Here is a 22,564-nt window from a genome sequence, read left to right on the forward strand (position 1 = left end):
AACATGCAGTACGAAGAAGACAACACCCAGCCAAGCACGCCCTACCTGCAAATGGCCATCGACCCAAGCTTCAGCGCAAGCAACGCAACCAGCTGTAATATTACAACTGGAGAAATAATCTGGTGCTACGCGAGGTGGCCGCATAACGGATTTTCAACACCTACTTATGGTATTGAGATTTTGCAGGCTGTCGGTGATTTGAATGATATCAGCGGTAATGACCCTCCAATTTTAAGCTATGAGAATGGGCAGTGGATAATCAACCATACAGGGCAGGAATGCTTCCACCTACTGTACAATTTTAATCCCGGCACAAGATTCTAAAGAATTATTCCTGAATATAGTAAGCTATATTTTTCCATAAATGCATCTTTTTGCCGCCTTCCCATATAGGACAGCAAAGAACTGAGTCTGTTGTTCCAATACTTATTTCATGATCAAAGATACAATCCTGAGGAGCCCATATCGCGTTCGTTGCTCCTTTGACGTCTTCCAGCCATTGTTCGAAGTCGTTGTTGAAGTCGTATTGGCAGGGTTTCTCGGCTGGGTCAGGATCATAACACTCAGTGAAATCCTGGCATTCTTGTATGCTCGGGTCCCAGTATGTTCCCATGGGGCAACAATGCCTCGCGAGGTAACTATTGACAGCCATGTCATCAACGAAAGGCGGGAGGTCGCCGTCCTTGCCCGCACTGCAATGAAACAACCGACACATAGCGTACAACTCGTACTTATCAGTGGATAAACCCTGAGAAGCATAAGCAGTGTTGACAGCAACTACTGCATCATCAACAGATGGTGGGAGGACGATGTCAGACTCATCAACGCCGGGCGGACAATTCGTTGCTACCCATGAACCAGATACAAATCTTAATTGGCAATTTGGAAATCCTGTTTGTGGTAATAAATAAGCATAAGTTTGTAGTAAATCATTCCAGTTAGGTTCGCTGTACGCTGTGAAGTCGCAGCCGTTTGCGTCGCATTCACTGCTGAGCCATTCGCAGGTTGGGTTGTGTTCGAAGTTGTCGCTTATCCCGCAGGGGCTTTCGCTTCCGGGGCTGGTGCAGACATTGTTGTCAACGCAGTCAAACCACATGCTGTGGTCAGACACAGATGACATCTCCCCCGGGGGAGATGTCATCTGCTAAAAAATAACCACAAACAAAACTTATTTATATTTACAGAGGATATCGCAAAATGCGACAACCTAAACAATATGGAAAGAAAAAGCTTAATACCATTAGAGAAAATAGACAGAGCAATCTTAATCATTCGGGGACAAAAAGTCATGCTCGACAATGACTTGGCTGAAATATACGGAGTCAAAACAAGCAGACTTAACGAACAAGTAAAGCGCAACAAAAACCGATTTCCGGAAGATTTTATGTTTCAATTGACAAATGAAGAAAAGCAAGAGGTTATCGCCAATTGCGACCACCTTGAAAAATTGAAATTTTCCAGAACAAATCCATATGCCTTCACTGAACACGGCACCATTATGCTGGCAAATGTATTAAATACGGCAACAGCGGTTGAGACAAGTGTATTAATAGTACGAGCATTTGTTAAATTACGGGAACTTCTATCAACACATAAAGAACTTGAACGGAAAATACTGGAACTTGAATCAAAATATGACAAGCAATTCAAAATAATCTTTAAAGCAATCCGGGAATTAATGCACCAGGAACAACTTGATAAAAACCGACCTAAAATTGGATATAAAATCGGAAAAGAAAAATAAAAAATGAGTATCGGGAATGATTAATATCAAGCTATCTGCTCTATGGTTGCAGGCTGCAGGTTGCAGGTTACAGGCTGCAGGCTGCAGGCTGCAGGTAGTGTGGGTGATGAGTGATGCGTTGTCGCTTGCAACCTGTCGCCTGTAACTTTCTGTTAATAAACAGACACAGATGACATCTCCCCCGGGGGAGATGTCATCTGTAAAAAAGGCTCGCCGCAGCAAGCCTTTTTGTTCCGTCCTTCCCTGTTTAACCAGGGTTTAACCAATTTGCGTATGAAGAACATTTAAAGGACGAATATCTTTATTTCTGCCCTGTAAAATGACCTGAGGCAATGCTGAATACATGATCAAAACATGCAGATGCAGCAGTTGAATTCATCATTTCCTTTTCAGGAAAAGGATTTTCATGCCGGTAATCATAAGGATAATCCAATATTTCAATGTTTTCTTCCATTCCTTTTTCACCGGAAATGGAATGAATAATATCCTGGTAGGGAAAAACCTTGTCGTTCATTAAGGCCACTACCTTTAATTGATCCCTGAGATCCTCAAACCTTGCTATTCGCGATGCTTCCAGTTCTCCGGGATAAAGCATGGTTTTGAAAGCGTTTCCGATAGCCGGTGATTCCATTACTTCGTGAAAAGTTTCAATACGGCTTATTGACATCGTCCCGGGATCGCGATAGAATTCAAGCAGCCGATTGAATGCCGCTTCATCAATAATATATTTTGATGCTCCCCGTATCCGGCTGAAAACAGAACCTCCACAAAACAGGAAAAACTTTGTATCATCAAACAAACCTCCTGGATTTGCCAACGCAATCACCTGGGAAAGAAATGCTCCAATGCTGTATCCGAAAATGTTTATGGGTATATCGCAGGAAAAATCAGACTTCCCGGAACGAATTCCCCGGATAAAATTCAACATGTCCATTATACTCTGATATCCGCTTAAAACAAATCGTTCCGGGACATTTTCAAGTCGCTCGCTTATGGCAACATTTGCAAAACTTACGGATGAATTCTCCCTTCCTTCCCTGTTCCTGAATTTTATCAATTTCGACATTGCACGGCGATCCGACCATGTTGAAGGGACCCTGTCCATGTGGAAGGATAATGGGAAAAATACTACGGCATTTCCGGTACTTTCCGACAAAATTCTCCCCCAGCTCCAATATTTATTCCAACTCTTTTCATTCAAACCGTGTAACAAAAGGATCAGCCCTTTGGGCTTCCCCGAATTTGGAATCATAAGCGGGATACTGAACCGGCGGTTTTCATGAATGTCTTTATCCGGTATAGCACTTAAACCCATGAGTTCTTCCTCCCGAACAGGTCCACCGTTTACAAGTATGCTATTAAAAAGGGATTCAAACCTTATTCTGTCCGTAAAAGAAATATCCCGGTATCTTTCTTTCACTGAAAATACTTCCTGCGTGTCTGATGAACCAGATATTCCGTGTATATATCGCATGGCAATGATCCCGCTTTTATGCAGACAAAATTATCCTCCAAAACCCTTATGAATCAAATAAAGGTTATCAACTCAGGTGCAATGTTGCGAAATGTTTAATAAAGGGGTGAATTTTGAAATAGTGGGATGAGCTTACCCGTTGGGATTATATTTATCCCGGACTTTTTTCTGTATTTGGCGATTAAAATTAACTTTGTAATAAATTATCCATCATCTCAGGCATGTTCATCCTGGAAAAAGAAATACCGGATTACCTTACCAGCAGGAAAAACATTGTCGCCCTCGTTGTTTTTACCGCAGTCTTTGCTTTGATATTCATAAATGTTTACGCTCCCTTTGAAGTAAAGAGTCAGCTGGATGTTAACAAGATCCAGCTCTTTCTATACTCCAGCCTGGTTATTCTTACCGGTATGCTGGTAATTGTGATCAGCCGTATTATCATGTTCCTGTATTCCAGGTTTAAATCTCTGAACTACTGGCAGTATGCTATATGGGTACTGGGTGAAATCCTGAGTATGGCCTTTGTTTATGCCATATTTGTTAGATTTATCCTCCAGTATCAACGTGATTTCATCGACATAATGACTGCTTCCATAAAAAACACATCCCTGGTCTTATTGCTCCCATATACCATCATCTGGCTTTATTTGTCGTGGAGAGAAAATGCTGTAAAACTTGATAAGTTTTCAGACGAGGGACTTGCAGGAAGTACTCCTTCAAAAATGATCCCATTTCATGATGAGAAGGGAACCATGCGAATTTCCATCATACAGGACGATCTGGTATATTTGTCATCAGCTGATAATTACGTTACCCTGCATTATGTAAGCGGTTCCAAAATGTCGAAATTCCTGATAAGAAACTCCCTCAAAAACTATGAGGAGCTTTTCCGTCCACTCCATATCATACGGTGTCACAGGTCTTTCATGGTAAATGTGGCCAAGGTAAAAATCATCCGCAAGGAAAAGGATGGATTCCACCTGGAGTTGGATGCTCCATCTCCGACCTTGCTTCCGGTTTCTGCAAAGTATTTCACCAATATTATGGAAGTTTTGTCAAAATTCACTACTTCGGTTTAGTTATCCTACTCTTTCTACCCTCATCACAGGAAGTTAAACACTGTCATCGGTAAACTCAAAATACCTGATTGTTTTCTATGACCTGCTAAATAAGGATCTCCATGCTAAATTGTTCCTGAATTTCAACTACAATCAAAACCTTTACCATTATGAAAAATGTATTTGTAACAGTTTTACTTTTATGCTTCCTGCCACTCACATTTACTGCCCAGCCCTGGATCAGGTTTTTGCCTGATGAACCGGGTCGGATTACCGATTTTAACATCCACAAAAAGGCTTTCCAGGAATGGCTTGCCTCTGAGGATGCTCCTTCCATCAAGGCCATTAAGCAATTCAGGCGGATGGAGTTTTTTATGAACGGACGAATGGATGAAACCGGCAGCTTCCCATCCCATCATTACTGGAACGAAAGCAACCGGATTATCCGTGAACGTGCTCAACGCGATACCCGTTATGGCAGCTGGTCGTGTCTGGGGCCCTTTTATGCTCCTCCCATCCTGAGTGGTAGCAGAAAAGGGGGTATTGGTCGTATCGATTGTATTTCCTTCCATCCTGCCAACCCTGATATCTTTTATATCGGGGCTCCTTCCGGCGGATGCTGGAAAACAACAGACGGTGGAGTTACCTGGGAAGTTCTCAACGATTATTTCCCGACACTGGGTGTTTCTGATGTTGAAATACATCCTCAGCACCCGGATACGATATATCTTGCAACCGGCACACGGGATGTCTGGTGGGAAACATATAGTGCCGGTGTATTGAAATCATATAACGGCGGTGTCGACTGGGAAGAAACGGGCCTTTCATTTAATGTCCAGCAAAAAAGATTTGTATACGAGTTGCTTATGAACCCAGCAAACCCCGATATTATGCTTGCTGCTACAAACTCCGGTATATACCGTACGGTAAATGCAGGAGATGACTGGAGCCTGGTTCAACCGGGTAATATCAAAGATATTTCTTTTGCTCCGGGCGATTTCAGTACTGTTTATGCTTCAACTTTCAGCTATTCAGGGAATGTGCATGTTTTCAGGTCACTCAATGGAGGAGAATCGTTTGAGGCATTGACAAACCTGCCATTTTCAAGCTATGATGTAAACCGGATAACCATTGGGGTTACGCCTGCAAATCCAGATATAGTATACCTTCTCTGCTCCGATGCCTCCAATTCCGGGTTTTATGGACTATACCGTTCCGATAACCGTGGTGATTCCTGGATACATGCCTCTGCCGGAAACACGCTCAACCTGCTCGGCTGGTCACAATACGGAAATGATACCGGGGGACAGGGCTGGTTTACGGTTTCACTGGCTATAGATCCCACTGATGCCAACCATATTTACGTTGGAGGGGTTAACATCTGGGAATCGTTTGATGGAGGGGCTTCCTGGGAAATCAATGCCCACTGGCTAGGATACGCCGGCGCTGATTATGTTCATGCTGATATACACTCAATTCAGTATAATTACCTGAACAACAAGTTATACACCTCCACCGACGGAAGTCTTTGCGAACTATTACCCGGTGGTACCGACTGGATAGATATAAGCGACGGGATAGTGATCTACCAACTTTACAGACTGGGACTTTACCAGGAAGATGATGACCTGGCCATGGTCAGTCCGCAGGATAACGGTGCAACCCTGTTTGATGAAGAAGGATACACCGAGATAGTCCTGGCCGAAGGTTGCGACAATTTCTTCGATTATACAAACCCCCAGATCATGTATTATGGAGGAGTGGGAACCGGTCTTGTGAGGTCTATGAATGGAGGAATACAATACACACAGATCCATCCTCCCGGTGTAACCAAATCCTTGTTTAACCCTCCTTTTATTATCAATCCCATAAATCCGAAATCCATATACTCAGCATTTTACGATGTATATTTGAGTACCAACCGGGGAACAGACTGGATCCAGATATCATCCGGATTGACGACCCAATTACCCTTACAATCACTCGAAATTGCCCCTTCGGATACAAACTACCTGTATACTGCAACTGCCTTAAAAATATGGAGATCCAGGAATTACGGACAGGAGTGGGAGGACATTTCTTCAGGTCTGCCTTACGGTTTGGGTTTATCCGACATTTGCATAGCCCCGGATAACCCGGAACATATCTGGGTAACTTTTCAGGGATTTGATGCGGGAAACAAGGTCTTTTACAGTCAGGATGCTGGGGATTCATGGCAGAACATGACCCTGAACTTACCCAATATGCCGGCAAATTGCCTGGTTTATGAAAACGGCTCCAATAACGGAATATATGTCGGAACGGATATCGGTATCTACTATATGGATGATGATCTTGATGAATGGGTGGATTTCAATGACGGACTTCCAAATGTTATCATTTATGAGCTTGAGATCAATTACTTGTCGGGAAAGATAAAAGCAGCCACCTATGGACGCGGTTTCTGGGAAACACCCTTGATCAATCCCCCGGTACAAACCGGAGAAATTGTCGAAAATCCAGGTGTAATATCAGTTTTTCCAAATCCGGCATCCGATATCATTAATATTAAGATCAGCGATGCTCAATCGGATAAATGCATTATGACAATTCATGATATGATGAACAAGACCGTTTGGAGTGAGAATTTATACAATATTTCCGGAGAATCCATTATCGAGGTTGACCTCAAGCACCTGGCAAGGGGACCTTATATTCTTCGGATCAATCATTCCGGACAGGAATATATCCGAAAGATACTGCTTAAATAATCTACATTCGTGCAATCCGGTAAAGGGATTATCTTACAGGAAAAAAATTCCGAACAGATAATCCCTTTGCTTATTTTTACTCATGAATAATCCAATATTTATGAAAGAAATACTTATTATCCTTGCTTTATCCCTTTCTTTTCAAGGTGTAATAATTGCAACTCCTGAAAACACGGCAACAAGGGATACGGTCATAGTACAAGCCTTTACCTTCCGGGATCCCAGTCCGGAAGGCTGGAATGCACCTTACAGGGGAAAGTTCATGTTCCCTATGGGTCCATTGAAATGGGAAAAAATAGTGATGGTTAAAACCCTGAAGTGCGATTCTGCTACCAAAGGGGACCAATACCCTTGTGGAGAATGGGATTACCTGACCCATACCTTTGTGTTCAAACCTAAGGGCGACACCGTGGAGGCTTTTCAATTAGGCAGTTTTGTCACTCCTTATGGTAAAAGACTGAAAATGGGTGGGGAACAAGGTTGGACCTGGTATTACGATGTGACGGATTATGCCCCTCTTCTCCGGGGGCTTACAGAAATTGAAAGCGGTAATAACCAGGAACTACTCGATTTAAAATTTCTTTTCATACCAGGAACACCACCCAGGGATGTCATCTCCATTGAGAATCTTTATCCTTTTGGCACTTACAATTACGGACAGCTTGCCGACGACAGTGTTCTGAAACAAATAGAAGTGGTACTCAATCCTGATGCACATGGGTTCCTTCTCCGGGCCAGGATTTCAGGTCACGGACATGAAGGTCCGCGGAATTGCTGTGAGTGGGACAGTAAAACGCATACTTATTATATCGACGACTGGGATCATTACCGCTGGAATGTCTGGAAAGACTGTGGATTTAATCCTATTTACCCCCAGGGTGGCACATGGCCTTTTGACCGGGCGGGTTGGTGCCCCGGAACCAAGGTGGATGAATATGATTTTGATCTCACCGGAAAATATCACGGAGGGGATACCCTGCTCATCGACTACGGAATTGAGCCTTACAGGGATAACAGCGAGAGAAATGGCGAATTCCGAATGTCGCACCAACTTATCAGTTACAGCCCCCCTAACTTTTCCATCGATGCCAGGATTGATGACATTATTGCCCCCAGTGATAAAGATGATTACAGCCGTATCAATCCGATATGCTCAAATCCTGTGATTGTTATACGAAATACCGGAAGATTACCGCTGAAAAGCCTGATTATCAATTACGGTATTCATGATGGGCAACACAGTCAGTTTGTTTGGAAAGGCTTTCTCTTATTTATGGAGACGGAGGAGGTGCTTTTACCGGATCCAGATTGGAAGGGTATGACAGAAGGTTGCACGTTTCAGGTCACAATTGATAAACCCAATAACATGCAGGATAAATATCCTGCCAATAATATCATGACTTCCATAATCCGGATGCCTCAATTGCTTCCTGAAAGTTTCATTCTGCATATTGAAACCAACGACCTGGGAAGAGCCAGGGATAATACCTGTCAAATAACAGACGTTAACGGAAGGGTCTTATTCGAAAGATTTTATTTTGAGGACAGTACAACTTATAATGACCGGATTTTCCTGGAAGAAGGCTGTTATGAATTCAGGCTGTCAGATTCACAGGAAGATGGTATGGTCAGGCATTGGTGGAATTATTATGACAATCCCGATCTGGTAGGAAAAAACGGAAGAATAGAAATCTGGAGTACGGAAGGAGATACTTTGCAAAGGTTCCCAGCTGATTTCGGGCAGGAATTACTGTTCAGGTTCAGGACGGGGAACTGGCCCAGGTAGGTTATTCACATAATGGCAAACTAATGGTAAATGTAGTACCTGTTTCGCCTTCGGAAGGGTCTGCATTAGACTCAACGGATATTTGACCTTTATGCATCTTTATAATCCCATAACACACGGCTAGTCCAAGCCCTGTGCCCTTACCCATTTCCTTGGTTGTAAAGAACGGCTCAAAAAGCTTTTCAAGGTTTTCTTTTGGAATTCCAGGACCAGTGTCGCTGATAATAATTCTGGTCTGGTGATGATGTTTCTCGGTTCTGATTCTTATCGTCCCCTTTCCTTTCATAGCTTCTACAGCATTCTTCAGAAGATTTGTTAAAACCTGATTCATTTGTTCAGTATCCAGGTTGATCAACTGATTTTCATTCTCATAATCGGCCGTTACCTGGATCCCTGAGGGAATCACTACACTGTTCAACGCATTCCGCAATAACTTTGATACGCTGATTTCCTCTGGCTTTACCTTATTGTTCCTGGCAAAATTCAGCAATCCTGAAAGAATGTTTTTACAACGGTCGGCCTGAGAAGCAATCAACTCAAGATCTTCGTAAATCTGTGAATCTTTTTGTACCTCCTCTTTTAGAAGATGAGCATGCATCAGGATCACCCCCAATGGATTATTCACTTCATGTGCTATCCCGGCCGAAACTTGTCCCATGTGGGCCAGTTTTTCGTTACGTTGGATGGTTGCCCTTGCAGAAGCTAATTGTCGGTTCGATACTTCCAGTTGCTTCAGAAAAGTGTGAATGTTCTCCGTAGTAAAAAAATAAACCAGGAAAGACAGGAGGATTATGAAAATAATGGCAGTAATGACGGATGAAATAACAAGTTGCCGGATCAGGTCTTTTGTTTCCTCGGTTAGTGACATGGATGCTGCGACAAAAAACCTGAAACCGTCGAAATAGCTGTAAGCTATAATCTGCTTATCCCCTCCCCCATTTCTATATTTAATAATCCCTTTCTTGTTGTTTAGGATTTCCTGGATAAATTCTTTGTCTTTCCAGTTTTCCCCTTCTGCTTCAGGATGGATGATCATCGTACCTTCTTCATCGAAAACAAAAGGATATCCGCTTTTACCGATCTTTAATCCATACAGAATACCACGCAACACGTCCAGGTCCTTCTCCTTGTCTCCGGCATACAAAATCCCAATAAGCTCATTATTAAAATAAATGGGTTCATATGCAGTTATATACCAATCATTGACAACATAAGCCCTTCCATAAAATGTCTCACCTCTGGCAATAGCCTTTGCAACAGGTGAATCAAATGGAATAAAGGTTCCACAGGCACTGGTACTATCGGATTTCAAAACGTTGGTCGAGATTCGCATATACCCGCTGTCGATTTTCTGAAAAACGGTCACAGTCCCTCCTACCAGATCGACAATTTCATTAATGAAGCTATTATCACTATGTAATTCCTTACCATCCAGAAACCATTCTTTAACATCAACAGGATGCTTTCTTTTTGTGATCTGGTTAATGGTAACTATTGTGATGTCGGTTTCTCCTGTTTCAAATTTCCTGGAATAAAAAACCTTATTGGCAACTTTGAGGTTTTTACTTACATTTTCCAATTTAAGAGCCCTTTCCCTTGCCATCATCTTCTGTAGAGTTTGGACCTCCATGCTCAGAGTTTGCTCCACAGATTCATGAATGTTCTGAGTGGATTTGCTGATAGAAAACCAGGTAATGATCGAAATGGAAAGAATGATCCCCATATACACCGGCAGAAAAAGCTTGAGTTTTATGGTTAATCTCTTAAGCCAGCGTTTCATCGTGCTAAAATGTTTAACTCGTTTATTAAATTGCAGGTTACAAGTTACAGGGTGCAGGCTTCAGGTTGCAGGTTACAGGTTTCAAGTCACGTGTCTCGTTATCCCACACACTTTTCTCATCACCCCTCGCTCCCTGCAACCTGTAACCTGTATCTTGTACCCTATTAAATGTAAACATCCCTCTCCCCTTCCTTTACTTTTTGGTAATATTTCTCAAAATTGTCGAGCAAGCGGGTAGTTTTAAAGAAGGGCATTTCCCTTATTTGGGATAACTCTTTTTCAATCAGTTCCTCTCCCAGGATTTTCGTTTCCTGAGAAGCATAATCATCAAGATACTCTTTAAAAGTAAGTACTGCATTTAGTTTACAGAATTTACCTTCCACGCAACCTTTTAGCAGGCCCATGATCTTATCCCCTGTCCGTCCACACCGGTAACCAGCAGTGCAGAATGAGGTTATCATCCCCATTTCAGCAAGTTCCTTTATCACTTCATCGAGGCTTCGTGTATCGCCCAGCATAAATTGCTGTTTACATTTAACCTGGCCCAGATCCTGCCGTATACCGAGTTCTTTCATGGCTTCCGTGTATCCACCTATTCCAATTCTTGTAGAAGCATCGGTTTGGGTACATCCTACCTTAATCACTTCTTTTTTTATTTCAGGATGTTCGCGGGCGGTTATGATCAAGCCGGTATAAGGAACAGATAATCTCAGCACCGTAACCAGTTTTTTAAAGTTGTCATCATTTACGAGGTATTTTGAATGCGTACTTAACCAGGAGCCTTCCGCCGGGGTTAATCTTGGGAAAGAAATAGTATGTGGACCAATGGTAAACTGGCGTTCCAGATCGATGGCGTGATAGAGAAGTCCCATGACTTCAAATCTCCAGTCGTATAATCCAAACAGTGCCCCGATAGCCATATCGTCAATACCTGCTTCCATGGCACGGTGGAGGGCATATAATCTCCAGCGGTAATTTGCTTTTGGGCCTGCAGGATGTACTTGTGCATAGGTTTTTTTGTCATATGTCTCCTGAAATACCTGGTACGTTCCGAGTCCTGCATCCAGGAGTTTTCTTAGATCTGCAACAGACATTGGAGCAGCATTGACATTGATCCTGCGAATGTTGCCCCTGCCTGTTCCGTTGGGAGCAGGCTCGGAAACGCTGTAAATGGCTTCCATTGATTGAACGATATAATCGATATCGGAAGAAGGATGTTCACCATAGACAGCGATCATCCTTTTATGCCCCTGTGACACAACGGCACGGGTTTCCTTCACAATTTCTTCCATTGTGAGCACCCTGCGTTGCTCTTTTTTATTCTCCTTCCTGAATCCGCAATAGGAACAGCTGTTAACACACAAATTGCTGCAATACAAGGGTGCAAAAAACACAATGCGATTATCATAAACTTTTTGCTTGACCTTCAGGCCTGTCTCATACATTTCTTCCCACAAAGCCTCATCCTTTACATTAAGCAGTGTTGCAGTTTCTTCGGGTTCAAGCCGTTCAACAGATAATGATTTCTTTAATATATCCCTGACCCTTTCAGGATCAGGATTCGTATTTGTATTTAATTGTTCCCAAATCGTAGCTTCATCAATGAAATCCTTGCCATCAATTAAGTATTTATCAATCTCTTCCTGACGAATGATGTTTTGCGACCATTCTTTGACCGGGATAGGCTGTTTGATATTATTGTATGTTTTCATTATTCCTGTTGGTTTAGCCTGGCCGGGAGGGCAATCCTGAAGCAACTGCCCGAATCCGGCTTACTGCTTACTTCAATATTTCCTCCATAACTGTCGACCAATTGTTTTACTATAGATAATCCGAGACCGCTGCCGGTAATATCCCTGGTACGGCTGTTTTTAATCCGGACAAAATCCTGGAAAAGCTTCCCAAGATCTTCTTCAGAAATCCCTATTCCAGTGTCTTCAATTAAAATTCTGAAGGTACTGTCATCATTACGGATAGTAATAAAGACATCTCCGTTATCAACGTTGTACTTAATCGCGTTGGAAATCAGATTGTTGAAAATAATCTCCATTTCATCGGAATCAGCCAGATAAATCATATTATCCGGGGCATCGAGATGGATTTTTACGTTCTTTTGAATGGCAATAGGTTCAAAAGTGTCGGCAGAAATGCGGGCTGCTTGTGATAAATCAATCTTCTTTAATTCCTTGGCTTTTTTTCCCGACTGGATCTTGGTCATATCAAGAAGATCCATGATCAGATTTCGCATCCCTTTTATCCTTTCCAGGGAGCGGTTGATCATCATTGAGTAATCGCTGATCTTTTCTCCGACCTGCTCGTCTTGCATAATCTTAAGATATCCTTCGATAGCATTAAGGGGAGATTTCAATTCATGCGACAGAACAGAAAGGAACTGGAAACGGATCTCCCTTCCCTCCTGTTTCATTTTCCGGGTCATCCTTCTCAGGAAGAGGTGTTTTGTGATGTTCTCCACCGATGACCTCAACTCATCCGGAGTAAAAGGCTTGGGCATAAAGCTATGGGCACCAGTGGTAGTTGCCTTCACTGCAAGGTCAAGAGAAGCATACGATGTGATCATCATAACGGCCATATCGTATTGCTTATCATTGATGTGTGCCAGAACATCGATGCCCTGGATACCCGGTAATTTATTGTCGAGCAGGACTATGTCAACAGGTTCTTTTTCCATTATAGCAATCCCTTCCTCTCCGGTAGAAGCCTCTATGACTTCAAATGAGAAATCCTCTTCCATAAAGGGATATCCAACCGTGTAATTCTTCAGGATCCTGAGGATACCTGACCTGATTCCCGGTTCATCGTCTACCACCAAAACTTTCAGAACACTCATGACATTTTTTTTTGAATTATTCGTTCATACTTTTGACTAAACTCACATTTTCAGGAGTTTGCCGATTTCACGATTTAACTGATCCGGACGAATACCTTTTTCAATATACAGATCTGCTTTTATCCATTTTCTTTCTTCTTCCGATTCGAGTCCGAAGATCATACCTGTTTCGGCTGTAACGGCTGTTGCAATGATAACAGGCACTTCAGGGTATTTCCTTTTAATCTTGTAACTCAGGATAAAACCACTGTCTTTGTTTTCCATCATCAGATCAACAATGGCCAGATCAGGTTTGTTTTGTTCAATAAGAGTTTCTCCGTCTTTTTGATTATCGGCGGTTAAAACTTTAAATCCCATCTTTTCAACATGGAATTTAAGTTGATAAAGATAATCGGGGTCGTCATCAATGATTAGAACAGTCTTATAATCCAGTGTTTTCATTTAATTGATTTTTAATAGTGTAAAATTCCAATTCCATCAGCTATGATCAGAAACAACAATGAAAGCAGCAGAGAAATGATCGGAGCGATGATCCAAATCAGCCAGAATCTTTCGACAACTTTCTGGCGAAAAGTGTTTTTCCATCCCATTTTTACCACACCCAGTGCAAGTATAGCACCTGTGTTCAGTTGGACCAGTGAAGTTGGTATTCCGCGGGATACGGAGGCAAGTAAAAGCAGAGTTGCAGAAAGCAGGGATATTGCCAAGCCTCCCAGGGGGCCGAACTCGACAATGTCCTTTCCTGCTGAACTTACTACTTTATGACCGAAGATGGAGCTGCCAATCCCGAAACAGGGGGCAATCATAAGAGTAGAAAGTATCATAATCAGAATGAAATTATTATGATGTGGTTCTATATTCAACTCATTCAGAATCATTGAAGATATAGGTCCGGACGCATTTGCAACATTATTTGATCCAATCGAAAACGCTACATACAGGGACCCGAGGATGATGAAAAATTTAAGCCCCGGATGATTTGCAATGTGGTCGTATTTTATATATTTATTCACGAATTTCATTTTTCTTACCGGTTTATAAAGGAATTTACCGATCAGGTACATTATGAAAAACGAGATAAGAGGTAAGACAAACCACGTTGGGATGATCTCAACAAAAAGCTTATGAGTATTCAATACATCGAAATAAATTGCCGGACCCATCAGGGCAAATACAGTTGATTGACTGGTCGACTGGGGGATTGCAAGAATATTTGCAAATAACAGAGAGAGGGCTACTGATAGTAAAACAACGGAAGTGATGGTCAGTGTCATGTATTCAGCAGGCATAATTCCTTTTCCCACAGTAGTTGCTACTGCTTTCCCTGCGATTATGGCACCCAGGAATACAAAAATCCCGAAAAGTCCGGGAATAGCGTCTTTCCTGATAAGATTCGCTCCATAAGCCGCAGAAAAAGCCGGAGCCGTTCCGCTGCCACCCATGTTGACAGCAAGGAACATTGCTATCAACAACGGGATGAGAATAATATTTAACATGGGTGACAACATGGCTTTACTTTTTTGTTACATACAAATCACTGTTAAAAATTACGGGCTTAAAAGTGAGCATTACCCATGCCCAATGCCCTGTCACAGAGGAACCTTCACTGAGTCCATTAATAGTTTCAATGGTTGAGTTAGGAAGAAAAATGGAATAACCGACGTTCATGTTAAACCATTTGTTCATTGTGTATGTATAAACCAGGTCTGCTTCCGATGCCAGGTATGGATCGAGATTTCTGTATTGACCGGGCAATTCTTCAACCTGATAATGGTTTTCCAGGGCGAAGTAATGCCAGGAAAGTTCGATATTGTGCTTGTCCAGAAAAGTCTTATCGATTTTAAAGTACGCATCGATCAAACCGGAGCCACCGGTTGCTTTTTTCATATTGTTAAAATAATCCATGTATCCGTAGTAGCGGTGACGGGCTCCATAAAGCACATCGAAGAAATGATCGGTCTTATCCTCTCCCGTTTTATTCCTGAGCCTGTCATTTCCGGAAAACCATTCCAAACCAGGTCCGAACGTCCAATTTTTAAACTTAAATCCGGCATATGCTATAAATGCATAAGCACTTACGTTTACCCCGCTATTGTTTTTCCCATTCTGGTAATAACCGGCTCCATGCAGTCTTAAAAAATCATGCTCATACCAGACATTGGCACCATAGGTTCCCCGGAGGTATATAACCATGGAAGTATCGTTTTTCTGATAGCCATTTGTAAGAGCTATGAGAGAGGCAGATAATCCCCTGTTGAAGTTTCTTTTAAGATAAATGAAGTCGAGGGTTCGTATCTTTGCAGGATTATAAGGTTCATTAATAAGTGACTCTTCTTCATTATTCCAGCTAAATCCACCATCTACCTGCCACTTTTCATTTCGTAAACCCAAAAGCACACCATCATAGGTAATTCCCCGCTGGTTCCAGTTGCGGTTTGATAAGAGCCGTAAATCGTCATACTTCCATTCCTGTCGGCCAACTTTGACCATAAAATCTTTATATAAGCTTATCTGAAGCCAGGCTTCATAAAGATCTGTACTCCCTTTATCGCCAAAAACACCCGTGGATGAATAAAGGCTCTCATCGCCCCATACCCTGACATCCTGCAATATTACCCTTGCTTTGAAAATGCTGCTTTTATAATCTACACCCAATCTCGTTCTTTGCGAAAACACTACAGACGGATTGTCCTTTTCAGCTTCGGTAACTAATGATTTATAGCCCCTGCGAAATTCGCCACGCGGGCGAATTTCTGCAGAGACTTCCAATTGTGCATATGAAGGAACGTTTAGGAAAAGCGCTACAAGAATGAATGTATATATGTTGATAATTGTTTTCATATTACTTTTTTTTAAAGCAATACTTCACGTTTTTTATAGGTTGTGTGCAATAATTCATGGCTTTTATGTCCGAGAGGTTTTCCAAGGAATTTGTCGTACAATTCCCGGATCTCAGGGTTTCTGTGCGATACCTTTATTGACTCCTTTTCATCAATTTCATAAAGGGTTTTCAGTCGTGACTGAACATCATGACAGTTATTGCTGATGAGCTGTCCTCCTCCGGCGATACATCCACCCGGGCATGACATTACTTCGATGAAATGGATATCTTTTCTTCCCTCTTTTATTTCTTGCAGAAGAACCTTAGCATTAGCCAATCCGCTGACAACGGCCACGCCAAGCTCGATACCACCGACACTTATCCTGGCTTCCTTTCTGCCTTTAAGTCCGCGAATCTCATTCACCTGGAAGCGAACCATTTCCTTTCCTGTAATCATATAATGGGCAGTACGGATAGCTGCCTCCATCACACCGCCAGAAGCTGCAAATAATTTCCCTGCAGAACTGCGCATTCCCATGGGAGAGTCGGCCATTTCCGGCTGAAGCTTTGAAAGGTCGATGCCATACATTTTTATCAGTTTTACAAGCTCACGGGTAGTTAAGACGGCATCAACATCGGTAATTCCTTTATGCGTCATTTCTTCTCTTTGTGCCTCAAACTTCTTTGCTGTGCAAGGCATAATGGAAACTGAATATATATCCTGAGGCTGGATGCCTGTCATCTCGGCGTAATGTGATTTTATTATGGCACCGAGCATTTGCTGAGGTGATTTGCATGTGGAAAGATGACCCAGCATCTCCGGCTCAAACTCTTCCATGTATTTTGTCCATGCCGGGCAACAGCTGGTAAACATCGGTATACTGCCGCCGTGCTGCAGCCGTTCGACCAGTTCTGATGCCTCTTCCATAATGGTAAGGTCTGCTGAGAATGATGTATCGAATACTTTATCGAAACCAATTTTCCTCAATGCTGCATTCAAAATTCCATTGATATCTTTCCCGGGGCGCATTCCAAATTCTTCTGCCATAGATACTGATATGGCGGGAGCATATTGGACCACCACCTCTTTCTGTGTATTATTCAATGCTTCCAATAATTCAGGAAAATGATTTTTTTCTGTAAGCGCACCGGTTGGGCAAACCATGATACACTGGCCGCAATTTATACATGAGGAGGTATTCAGTCCCTTACCAAAAGCAACACCAATCAATGATTTACTTCCTCTGAACTGAAGATCAATGGCTGCAACGCCCATTATATCTTCGCACACTCGTACGCAACGACCGCAAAGGACGCACTTGTCAGGGTCCCTTACGATACTGGCGCTGGAGCGATCGAGATTGAAACTGTTCTTAACTCCTTTGATTCTTCTTTCCGTAACATGAAGATCCTTGCTAAGAGTTTGCAGCTCACAATTGCCGTTTCTTTCGCAGAAAAGGCAATCATCCGGATGATTTGAAAGCAGCAATTCGACTATAGTTTTTCTTGCATCTATCACCTTTGGGGAGTTGGTTTGAATTTCCATTCCTTCTTCAACAGGGTAGGAGCAGGACGGGATCATTCTGCCGCTTTTTTCGTCCTCAACTATGCAAAGCCGGCAGGCTCCTGAAGGAAGAAATCCCTTCATATGGCAAAGTGTAGGAACGTGGAGCCCGTTTCTTTCGAGGGCAGACAAAATGGTTTCTCCTTTACGGGCAGTGATATCCTTGTGATTGACTTTCAAACTTATGGTTGTCATGGTTATATCCTTGTGATTTGCAGTTATTTTACTGAGATAGCATCGAATTTGCATATGGTCTGGCAGGTTCCGCAACCGATACATTTATCTTCCACAATGAAATGGGGAGATTTTTTAGATCCGATGATGGCACCTGTCGGACATTTTCTAGTACAAGCAGTACATCCTGTACATTTATCAACATCAATGATGAAAGTCCTTAGTTCGGTACAGACCCCGGCCGGGCATTTTCTTTCGAAAATATGGGCCTCATACTCATCTCTGAACCATTTTAAGGTACTTAAAACCGGGTTTGGAGCAGATTTACCCAAACCGCACAGTGAAGTTTCTCCGATGATTTTACCGAGTTTTTCCAGTTGGATAACCCCCTTGAATCTTTCGAGAACTTCTCCGTCGGAACCATTGGATGGCCTGTGGGTAATACTTTGCAGGATTTCGAGCATACGTTTGGTACCTTCGCGGCACGGAATGCATTTGCCACAGCTTTCCCTTTGGATGAAATCCATGAAGTACTTTGCTATATCGACCATGCAGGTTTCCTCATCCATAACTACCAACCCGCCGGATCCCATCATAGCGCCGACTTTTATAAGAGATTCATAGTCAACCGGTATATCAAGATTGGCTTCCGTGATACATCCTCCTGATGGGCCTCCTATCTGTACCGATTTGAATTTTTTGTTATTCCGTATTCCTCCGGCAATATCAAAGATTATTTCCCGGATGCTTGTTCCCATGGGGATTTCGACTAATCCGGTTAAGGAGATCTTTCCTGATAAGGCAAAAACCTTGGTTCCTTTGCTTGCAGGAGTTCCGATGGATGCAAACCAATCTGCGCCTTTATCCAGGATCGCCGAAACATTGGATAATGTTTCCACATTATTTATCACCGTTGGTTTTCCAAACAATCCGGCTTCGGTAGGAAAAGGAGGCCGGGGACGGGGCATTCCTCTTTTGCCTTCAATGCTATGGATAAGAGCCGTTTCTTCCCCACAAACAAACGCGCCGGCCCCCATCTTGATGATCATATCCAAACCAAAACCACTATTGAAAATGTTCTGCCCAAGCAAACCATAATCCTGGGCCTGACGAATGGCAATTTTCAGCCTTTTAATAGCCAATGGATATTCCGCTCTGATGTATATATACGCCTTCGTTGCTCCAATGGCATAAGCTGCTATCGCCATCCCTTCAATTAAACGATGGGGGTCGCCTTCAATGACAGCCCTGTCCATAAATGCACCCGGATCCCCTTCATCTGCATTGCACACCAGATACTTCTGTTCCACATTCATCTTTTGTGCAAGTTTCCATTTCTTCCCGGTTGGGAATCCACCACCGCCCCGTCCCCTGAGACCACTCTTTTCTATAAGGTTACAAACATCTTCGCCCGACATGGTCTTCAATACCTTGACAAAACTGCGGTAACCTCCATTGGCAAGGTATTCTTCCATGCTAACCGGGTCAATTATCCCGCAATTCTTTAATACCAAACGTTTTTGAGGTTTGAAAAAGGGTATTTCGTCCATGAAATCGACATTATCCCAGGAAATATTTCCATTGGCGCGAAACTGTCCAAGAACATCATCCTGTGGCACTTCCATTTTGAAAACCTGATCGAGAATGCCATCTACTTTATCAGCAGTCACATTCTGAAAAGATAATCTGTTGTTGCCAGGAAGTTGTACATCCATAAGGGGTTCTGCCGAACATAAACCAATACATCCGGTTTCGATCACGTCAGCATTTACATTTTGCTTTTCCAGCCAGATTCTGACGGCTTTCAACGTTTTGTCGGCTCCGGCTCCCAGGCCGCAAGTCCCCGCTCCTACGAAAATCACGGGACGGGAAATCTTTTGGCGTGTCAATTCTTTAATTATCCGGCGAATGTCCTGGGTTTCAGGATCTTTTAATAGGACTTCCGAAATCAGTTTTTCTTTTAGCACGGTATTTTGATCGTTCAAGCACATTGTTCTATCTCCTGTGTTCTGTAAGTTTCTATTATCTGAGCTATACTATCAGCCGTAACTTTAGCGTGGAATTCACCATCAATGCAAATTACCGGTGCCAGTCCACAAGCACCAATACAGGCAACTACTTCAATACTGAATAAACCATCACGGGTTGTTTGCCCTGCCTTGATTTTCAATAGCTTCTCAATTTCTTCCAGGACAGTCTTGGAGCCCAATACATGGCAAGCAGTTCCCCTGCACACCTGGATATGGTGTTTACCTTTGGGCTCAAACCTGAACTGGTTATAGAAAGTGGCTACACCATATATCTTGCTTGAGGGCATTTTTAAATGTTTTCCAACCTCGATGACAGCTTCTTCAGAAATATAACCTTCCGCTTCCTGAAGTTCCTGTAAAACAGGTATCAGAGCGTCCTGCCTGGCTTCCGGATATGACTGGATAATCGATTTCAACGTGTTTTTCATTTCGGTTGTCTGTTTTAAATCCTTCAGATGTTTGTTAGATTTCTTCAGTGTACAATTTGGGGATTCTTTACAAGTTGCTTTTCAATCTCAGGAAGAATTAATTTGGAATCCACCGGTTTGCGAAGAAAGCCGTCGACTTTAAGCCAAACGGAAGTACCGTTTTCAGCCAGATAATCAATCCCGGATGCACCGGTAGTAACATCTTTTACAAGAATCACCTGTAACTCCTTGTAACGTGGATCCTGCCTGAATTCCCTGGCCATAGCCTGAACACTGGGATTATTGGTAGTGAGAATGTCGATGGAAGTGAGCATAACGACCGGCATTTGCGCAAACTCTTCGTTTTCACTCAGCTCCTTGGCCATTTCAAATCCTTCATAATGAGTTGTCATCATAACATCAAGAATGGCTAGGTCGGGTTTTTCTTTATAGGCCTTCTTTAATCCTTCAAACTTGTTGAGTGCCGGGATAACCTGATATCCTGCATTTTCAAGGATGGCCTGCAGAACGTTGATAACATCGATGTCATCATCTACGATCAAAATTTTGTTGTTTTTCATGGCTTTAATTGTTTATGGGGTTCAACTTTTTTTTTGTTCCATTTTACACGGCTAAATTACTATCCGGGCACACCATGCCACAAGGTGGGAATATCCCGATTTTTATGGGGATTAAAGCGAATAGTGGGCTTGGAAAAAGAGGAAATAGAACCTTCCTTTTCAGGAAGGTTGTTCGGGGAAAAAACCAGTACTTATCTACGGGGTCTAAATCTCAATTAACTTATTCTTAATAGCATAGGATAAAAGCCCTATAGTGCTTTTACAATTGGTTTTGGAAAGAAGGTTTGACTTATGACCAACTACAGTCCTTTCACTAATAAACAGTTTATCGGCAATTTCTTTATTGCTCAGACCCTCACCCATCAGCTGAAGGACTTCCATCTCTCTCCGGGTAAAAGAGATCTCATCCTTCCCGGTTTTATGGTCGTCTTTAACCTTTCGGGTAAAAAAATCCCACAATTCATTACTATAATAGGTATGCCCCCTGGCGAGGGTACGGATTGCCTGTTCCAGATCGTCCTTGTTAATGTTCTTCAAAAGAAATCCTCTTGCACCTGCTTCCAGCATGCTCTCAATATAAGCCTCATCATTAAACATAGTAAGAGCTGCTATTTTAAGATCGGGATAATCCTCCAAAGCTTTTCGTGTTGCTTCTATACCATTCATTACCGGCATTTCAATATCCATAAAAACCATGTGGGGTTCTTTCTTCTCTAGCAACTGAATAAACTCCTTCCCATTGGCCGCTTCCCCGATCACCCGGGCATATTTGAGCTTGTTTATGACCATTTTTAAGCCATTACGGAATATCTCGTGGTCATCTACAATAATAATATCAATCATTTGCTGCGACATACTTGCTTTCTTTATCTTGTGGGCATAAATATACGAATCATTTACGATTACGACAGGGTATTAAGGTCGACCCATGCCTTGAACAGCATGCCTTGCCCGGGTTGACTCTCAAAACTAACATCTCCGTCAATGGAACGTATCCTCGACAGAATATTGTTCAAACCCATTCCCTGACTTTCGTGGTCGAATATTTCCTGCTCATCAAAACCCACACCATCGTCATGGTAGGTCAGGACTAACCTTTCATCCCTGTATTCCAGGAAAACATCCACATGAGTAGCACCGGCATGCTTTATTGTGTTGTTTATCAACTCATTGATAATCCTGTAAAATATCAGTTCAAGAGTTTTGTTCAACTTTTCCGGAATGTTCTCTGAATTAAATGTAATGCCAATTTTTTGTGTTTTGTTGATCTTACGGATGAATTCCTTTATCGCTTTAACTAAACCATATTCCTCTATAACCCTGGGTCGAAGATTGTTGGAAATGGTTCTGGTGTTTTCAATTGCTTCATCAATAATGTCAGTAGTTATACCGAATAGTTCCTGTTTTTCATTTTCATCGCTTTCATCTTTCAACTGGTTGACATAAAGCTTAATTGCGGATAAAATGGGTCCCAAGCCATCATGAAGTTCCTTCGATAACCTGGCTCTTTCTTTTTCCTCAGCATTGATAACTGCTCCCAGTATCCG

General features: G+C 42.5%; 19 protein-coding genes. 5 read left to right on the forward strand and 14 right to left on the reverse strand.

Annotated features, from left to right (window positions below; all coding sequences use genetic code 11):
* A partial coding sequence (locus KKA81_00760; protein ID MBU2649439.1) for a hypothetical protein occupies positions 1 to 324 on the forward strand: 324 nt, incomplete at its 5' end.
* Between the two features lie 4 nt (positions 325 to 328).
* On the opposite strand, the gene KKA81_00765 is transcribed toward KKA81_00760, so the two are convergent.
* The gene (locus tag KKA81_00765; protein MBU2649440.1) at positions 329 to 1,141 is read right to left on the reverse strand and encodes a hypothetical protein; all 813 of its coding nucleotides are present in this window, start codon (positions 1,139 to 1,141) and stop codon (positions 329 to 331) included.
* A gap of 75 nt (positions 1,142 to 1,216) precedes the next feature.
* Between KKA81_00765 and KKA81_00770 the strand changes: the two genes are divergently transcribed.
* A complete protein-coding gene (locus KKA81_00770; protein MBU2649441.1) occupies positions 1,217 to 1,744 on the forward strand; it encodes an ORF6N domain-containing protein in 528 nt (175 codons plus the stop codon).
* A gap of 301 nt (positions 1,745 to 2,045) precedes the next feature.
* On the opposite strand, the gene KKA81_00775 is transcribed toward KKA81_00770, so the two are convergent.
* Entirely contained in the window at positions 2,046 to 3,218 is a 1,173-nt protein-coding gene (locus tag KKA81_00775; protein ID MBU2649442.1) for a hypothetical protein, read from the reverse strand.
* 230 nt (positions 3,219 to 3,448) lie between these two features.
* On the opposite strand from KKA81_00775, the gene KKA81_00780 reads away from it, so the two are divergent.
* The 3 genes from KKA81_00780 to KKA81_00790 all read left to right on the forward strand — a co-directional run bounded on the left by KKA81_00780 (position 3,449) and on the right by KKA81_00790 (position 8,812).
* On the forward strand, positions 3,449 to 4,297 hold the full coding sequence (locus KKA81_00780; protein MBU2649443.1) for a LytTR family transcriptional regulator: 849 nt from the start codon (positions 3,449 to 3,451) through the stop codon (positions 4,295 to 4,297).
* A gap of 149 nt (positions 4,298 to 4,446) precedes the next feature.
* Positions 4,447 to 7,026 carry a T9SS type A sorting domain-containing protein gene (locus tag KKA81_00785; GenBank protein ID MBU2649444.1) on the forward strand — a complete coding sequence of 860 codons (2,580 nt, stop codon included), beginning with the start codon at positions 4,447 to 4,449 and terminating at the stop codon, positions 7,024 to 7,026.
* Positions 7,027 to 7,126: 100 nt separating this feature from the next.
* Positions 7,127 to 8,812, forward strand: a complete 1,686-nt coding sequence (locus KKA81_00790) for a hypothetical protein (GenBank protein ID MBU2649445.1) — start codon at positions 7,127 to 7,129, stop codon at positions 8,810 to 8,812.
* Between the two features lies 1 nt (position 8,813).
* On the opposite strand, the gene KKA81_00795 is transcribed toward KKA81_00790, so the two are convergent.
* The 12 genes from KKA81_00795 to KKA81_00850 all read right to left on the reverse strand — a co-directional run.
* The gene (locus KKA81_00795) at positions 8,814 to 10,592 is read right to left on the reverse strand and encodes a Cache 3/Cache 2 fusion domain-containing protein (GenBank protein MBU2649446.1); all 1,779 of its coding nucleotides are present in this window, start codon (positions 10,590 to 10,592) and stop codon (positions 8,814 to 8,816) included.
* A 164-nt stretch (positions 10,593 to 10,756) separates the two neighbouring features.
* The gene (hydG, locus tag KKA81_00800) at positions 10,757 to 12,304 is read right to left on the reverse strand and encodes a [FeFe] hydrogenase H-cluster radical SAM maturase HydG (protein ID MBU2649447.1); all 1,548 of its coding nucleotides are present in this window, start codon (positions 12,302 to 12,304) and stop codon (positions 10,757 to 10,759) included.
* Positions 12,304 to 13,440 (reverse strand): response regulator, encoded by a 1,137-nt coding sequence (locus tag KKA81_00805; protein MBU2649448.1) that lies wholly within the window; start codon positions 13,438 to 13,440, stop codon positions 12,304 to 12,306. Before KKA81_00805 ends, hydG begins: the two co-directional genes overlap by 1 nt.
* A 42-nt stretch (positions 13,441 to 13,482) precedes the next feature.
* A complete protein-coding gene (locus KKA81_00810) occupies positions 13,483 to 13,881 on the reverse strand; it encodes a response regulator (GenBank protein ID MBU2649449.1) in 399 nt (132 codons plus the stop codon).
* 11 nt (positions 13,882 to 13,892) lie between these two features.
* A complete protein-coding gene (locus tag KKA81_00815) occupies positions 13,893 to 14,936 on the reverse strand; it encodes an inorganic phosphate transporter (protein ID MBU2649450.1) in 1,044 nt (347 codons plus the stop codon).
* Positions 14,937 to 14,952: 16 nt separating this feature from the next.
* Positions 14,953 to 16,281, reverse strand: coding sequence for an alginate export family protein (locus KKA81_00820; GenBank protein ID MBU2649451.1), 1,329 nt, complete (start codon positions 16,279 to 16,281; stop codon positions 14,953 to 14,955).
* An 11-nt stretch (positions 16,282 to 16,292) separates the two neighbouring features.
* Positions 16,293 to 18,020 carry a [FeFe] hydrogenase, group A gene (locus tag KKA81_00825; protein ID MBU2649452.1) on the reverse strand — a complete coding sequence of 576 codons (1,728 nt, stop codon included), beginning with the start codon at positions 18,018 to 18,020 and terminating at the stop codon, positions 16,293 to 16,295.
* A gap of 23 nt (positions 18,021 to 18,043) precedes the next feature.
* Positions 18,044 to 19,990 (reverse strand): NADH-quinone oxidoreductase subunit NuoF, encoded by a 1,947-nt coding sequence (locus KKA81_00830; protein ID MBU2649453.1) that lies wholly within the window; start codon positions 19,988 to 19,990, stop codon positions 18,044 to 18,046.
* Positions 19,981 to 20,457 carry an NADH-quinone oxidoreductase subunit NuoE gene (nuoE, locus tag KKA81_00835; protein MBU2649454.1) on the reverse strand — a complete coding sequence of 159 codons (477 nt, stop codon included), beginning with the start codon at positions 20,455 to 20,457 and terminating at the stop codon, positions 19,981 to 19,983. The genes KKA81_00830 and nuoE overlap by 10 nt, the downstream gene beginning before the upstream one ends.
* Positions 20,458 to 20,501: 44 nt before the next feature.
* Positions 20,502 to 21,017, reverse strand: a complete 516-nt coding sequence (locus KKA81_00840; protein MBU2649455.1) for a response regulator — start codon at positions 21,015 to 21,017, stop codon at positions 20,502 to 20,504.
* Between the two features lie 204 nt (positions 21,018 to 21,221).
* On the reverse strand, positions 21,222 to 21,872 hold the full coding sequence (locus KKA81_00845) for a response regulator transcription factor (GenBank protein MBU2649456.1): 651 nt from the start codon (positions 21,870 to 21,872) through the stop codon (positions 21,222 to 21,224).
* Between the two features lie 47 nt (positions 21,873 to 21,919).
* Positions 21,920 to 22,564: sensor histidine kinase (locus tag KKA81_00850; GenBank protein MBU2649457.1), on the reverse strand; the 645-nt coding region annotated here is incomplete at its 5' end.

This window comes from Bacteroidota bacterium (assembly GCA_018831055.1).
Classification (GTDB): domain Bacteria; phylum Bacteroidota; class Bacteroidia; order Bacteroidales; family B18-G4; genus M55B132.

Excerpts from the sequence above, each read along its gene's own strand:
- KKA81_00765 (MBU2649440.1), bottom strand. The coding sequence starts at position 1,141 with ATGACATCTCCCCCGGGGGAGATGTCATCTGTGTCTGACCACAGCATG.
- KKA81_00770 (MBU2649441.1), top strand. The coding sequence starts at position 1,217 with ATGGAAAGAAAAAGCTTAATACCATTAGAGAAAATAGACAGAGCAATC.
- KKA81_00775 (MBU2649442.1), bottom strand. The coding sequence starts at position 3,218 with ATGCGATATATACACGGAATATCTGGTTCATCAGACACGCAGGAAGTA.
- KKA81_00785 (MBU2649444.1), top strand. The coding sequence starts at position 4,447 with ATGAAAAATGTATTTGTAACAGTTTTACTTTTATGCTTCCTGCCACTC.
- KKA81_00790 (MBU2649445.1), top strand. The coding sequence starts at position 7,127 with ATGAAAGAAATACTTATTATCCTTGCTTTATCCCTTTCTTTTCAAGGT.
- KKA81_00795 (MBU2649446.1), bottom strand. The coding sequence starts at position 10,592 with ATGAAACGCTGGCTTAAGAGATTAACCATAAAACTCAAGCTTTTTCTG.
- hydG (MBU2649447.1), bottom strand. The coding sequence starts at position 12,304 with ATGAAAACATACAATAATATCAAACAGCCTATCCCGGTCAAAGAATGG.
- KKA81_00805 (MBU2649448.1), bottom strand. The coding sequence starts at position 13,440 with ATGAGTGTTCTGAAAGTTTTGGTGGTAGACGATGAACCGGGAATCAGG.
- KKA81_00810 (MBU2649449.1), bottom strand. The coding sequence starts at position 13,881 with ATGAAAACACTGGATTATAAGACTGTTCTAATCATTGATGACGACCCC.
- KKA81_00815 (MBU2649450.1), bottom strand. The coding sequence starts at position 14,936 with ATGTTAAATATTATTCTCATCCCGTTGTTGATAGCAATGTTCCTTGCT.
- KKA81_00820 (MBU2649451.1), bottom strand. The coding sequence starts at position 16,281 with ATGAAAACAATTATCAACATATATACATTCATTCTTGTAGCGCTTTTC.
- KKA81_00825 (MBU2649452.1), bottom strand. The coding sequence starts at position 18,020 with ATGACAACCATAAGTTTGAAAGTCAATCACAAGGATATCACTGCCCGT.
- KKA81_00830 (MBU2649453.1), bottom strand. The coding sequence starts at position 19,990 with ATGTGCTTGAACGATCAAAATACCGTGCTAAAAGAAAAACTGATTTCG.
- nuoE (MBU2649454.1), bottom strand. The coding sequence starts at position 20,457 with ATGAAAAACACGTTGAAATCGATTATCCAGTCATATCCGGAAGCCAGG.
- KKA81_00840 (MBU2649455.1), bottom strand. The coding sequence starts at position 21,017 with ATGAAAAACAACAAAATTTTGATCGTAGATGATGACATCGATGTTATC.
- KKA81_00845 (MBU2649456.1), bottom strand. The coding sequence starts at position 21,872 with ATGTCGCAGCAAATGATTGATATTATTATTGTAGATGACCACGAGATA.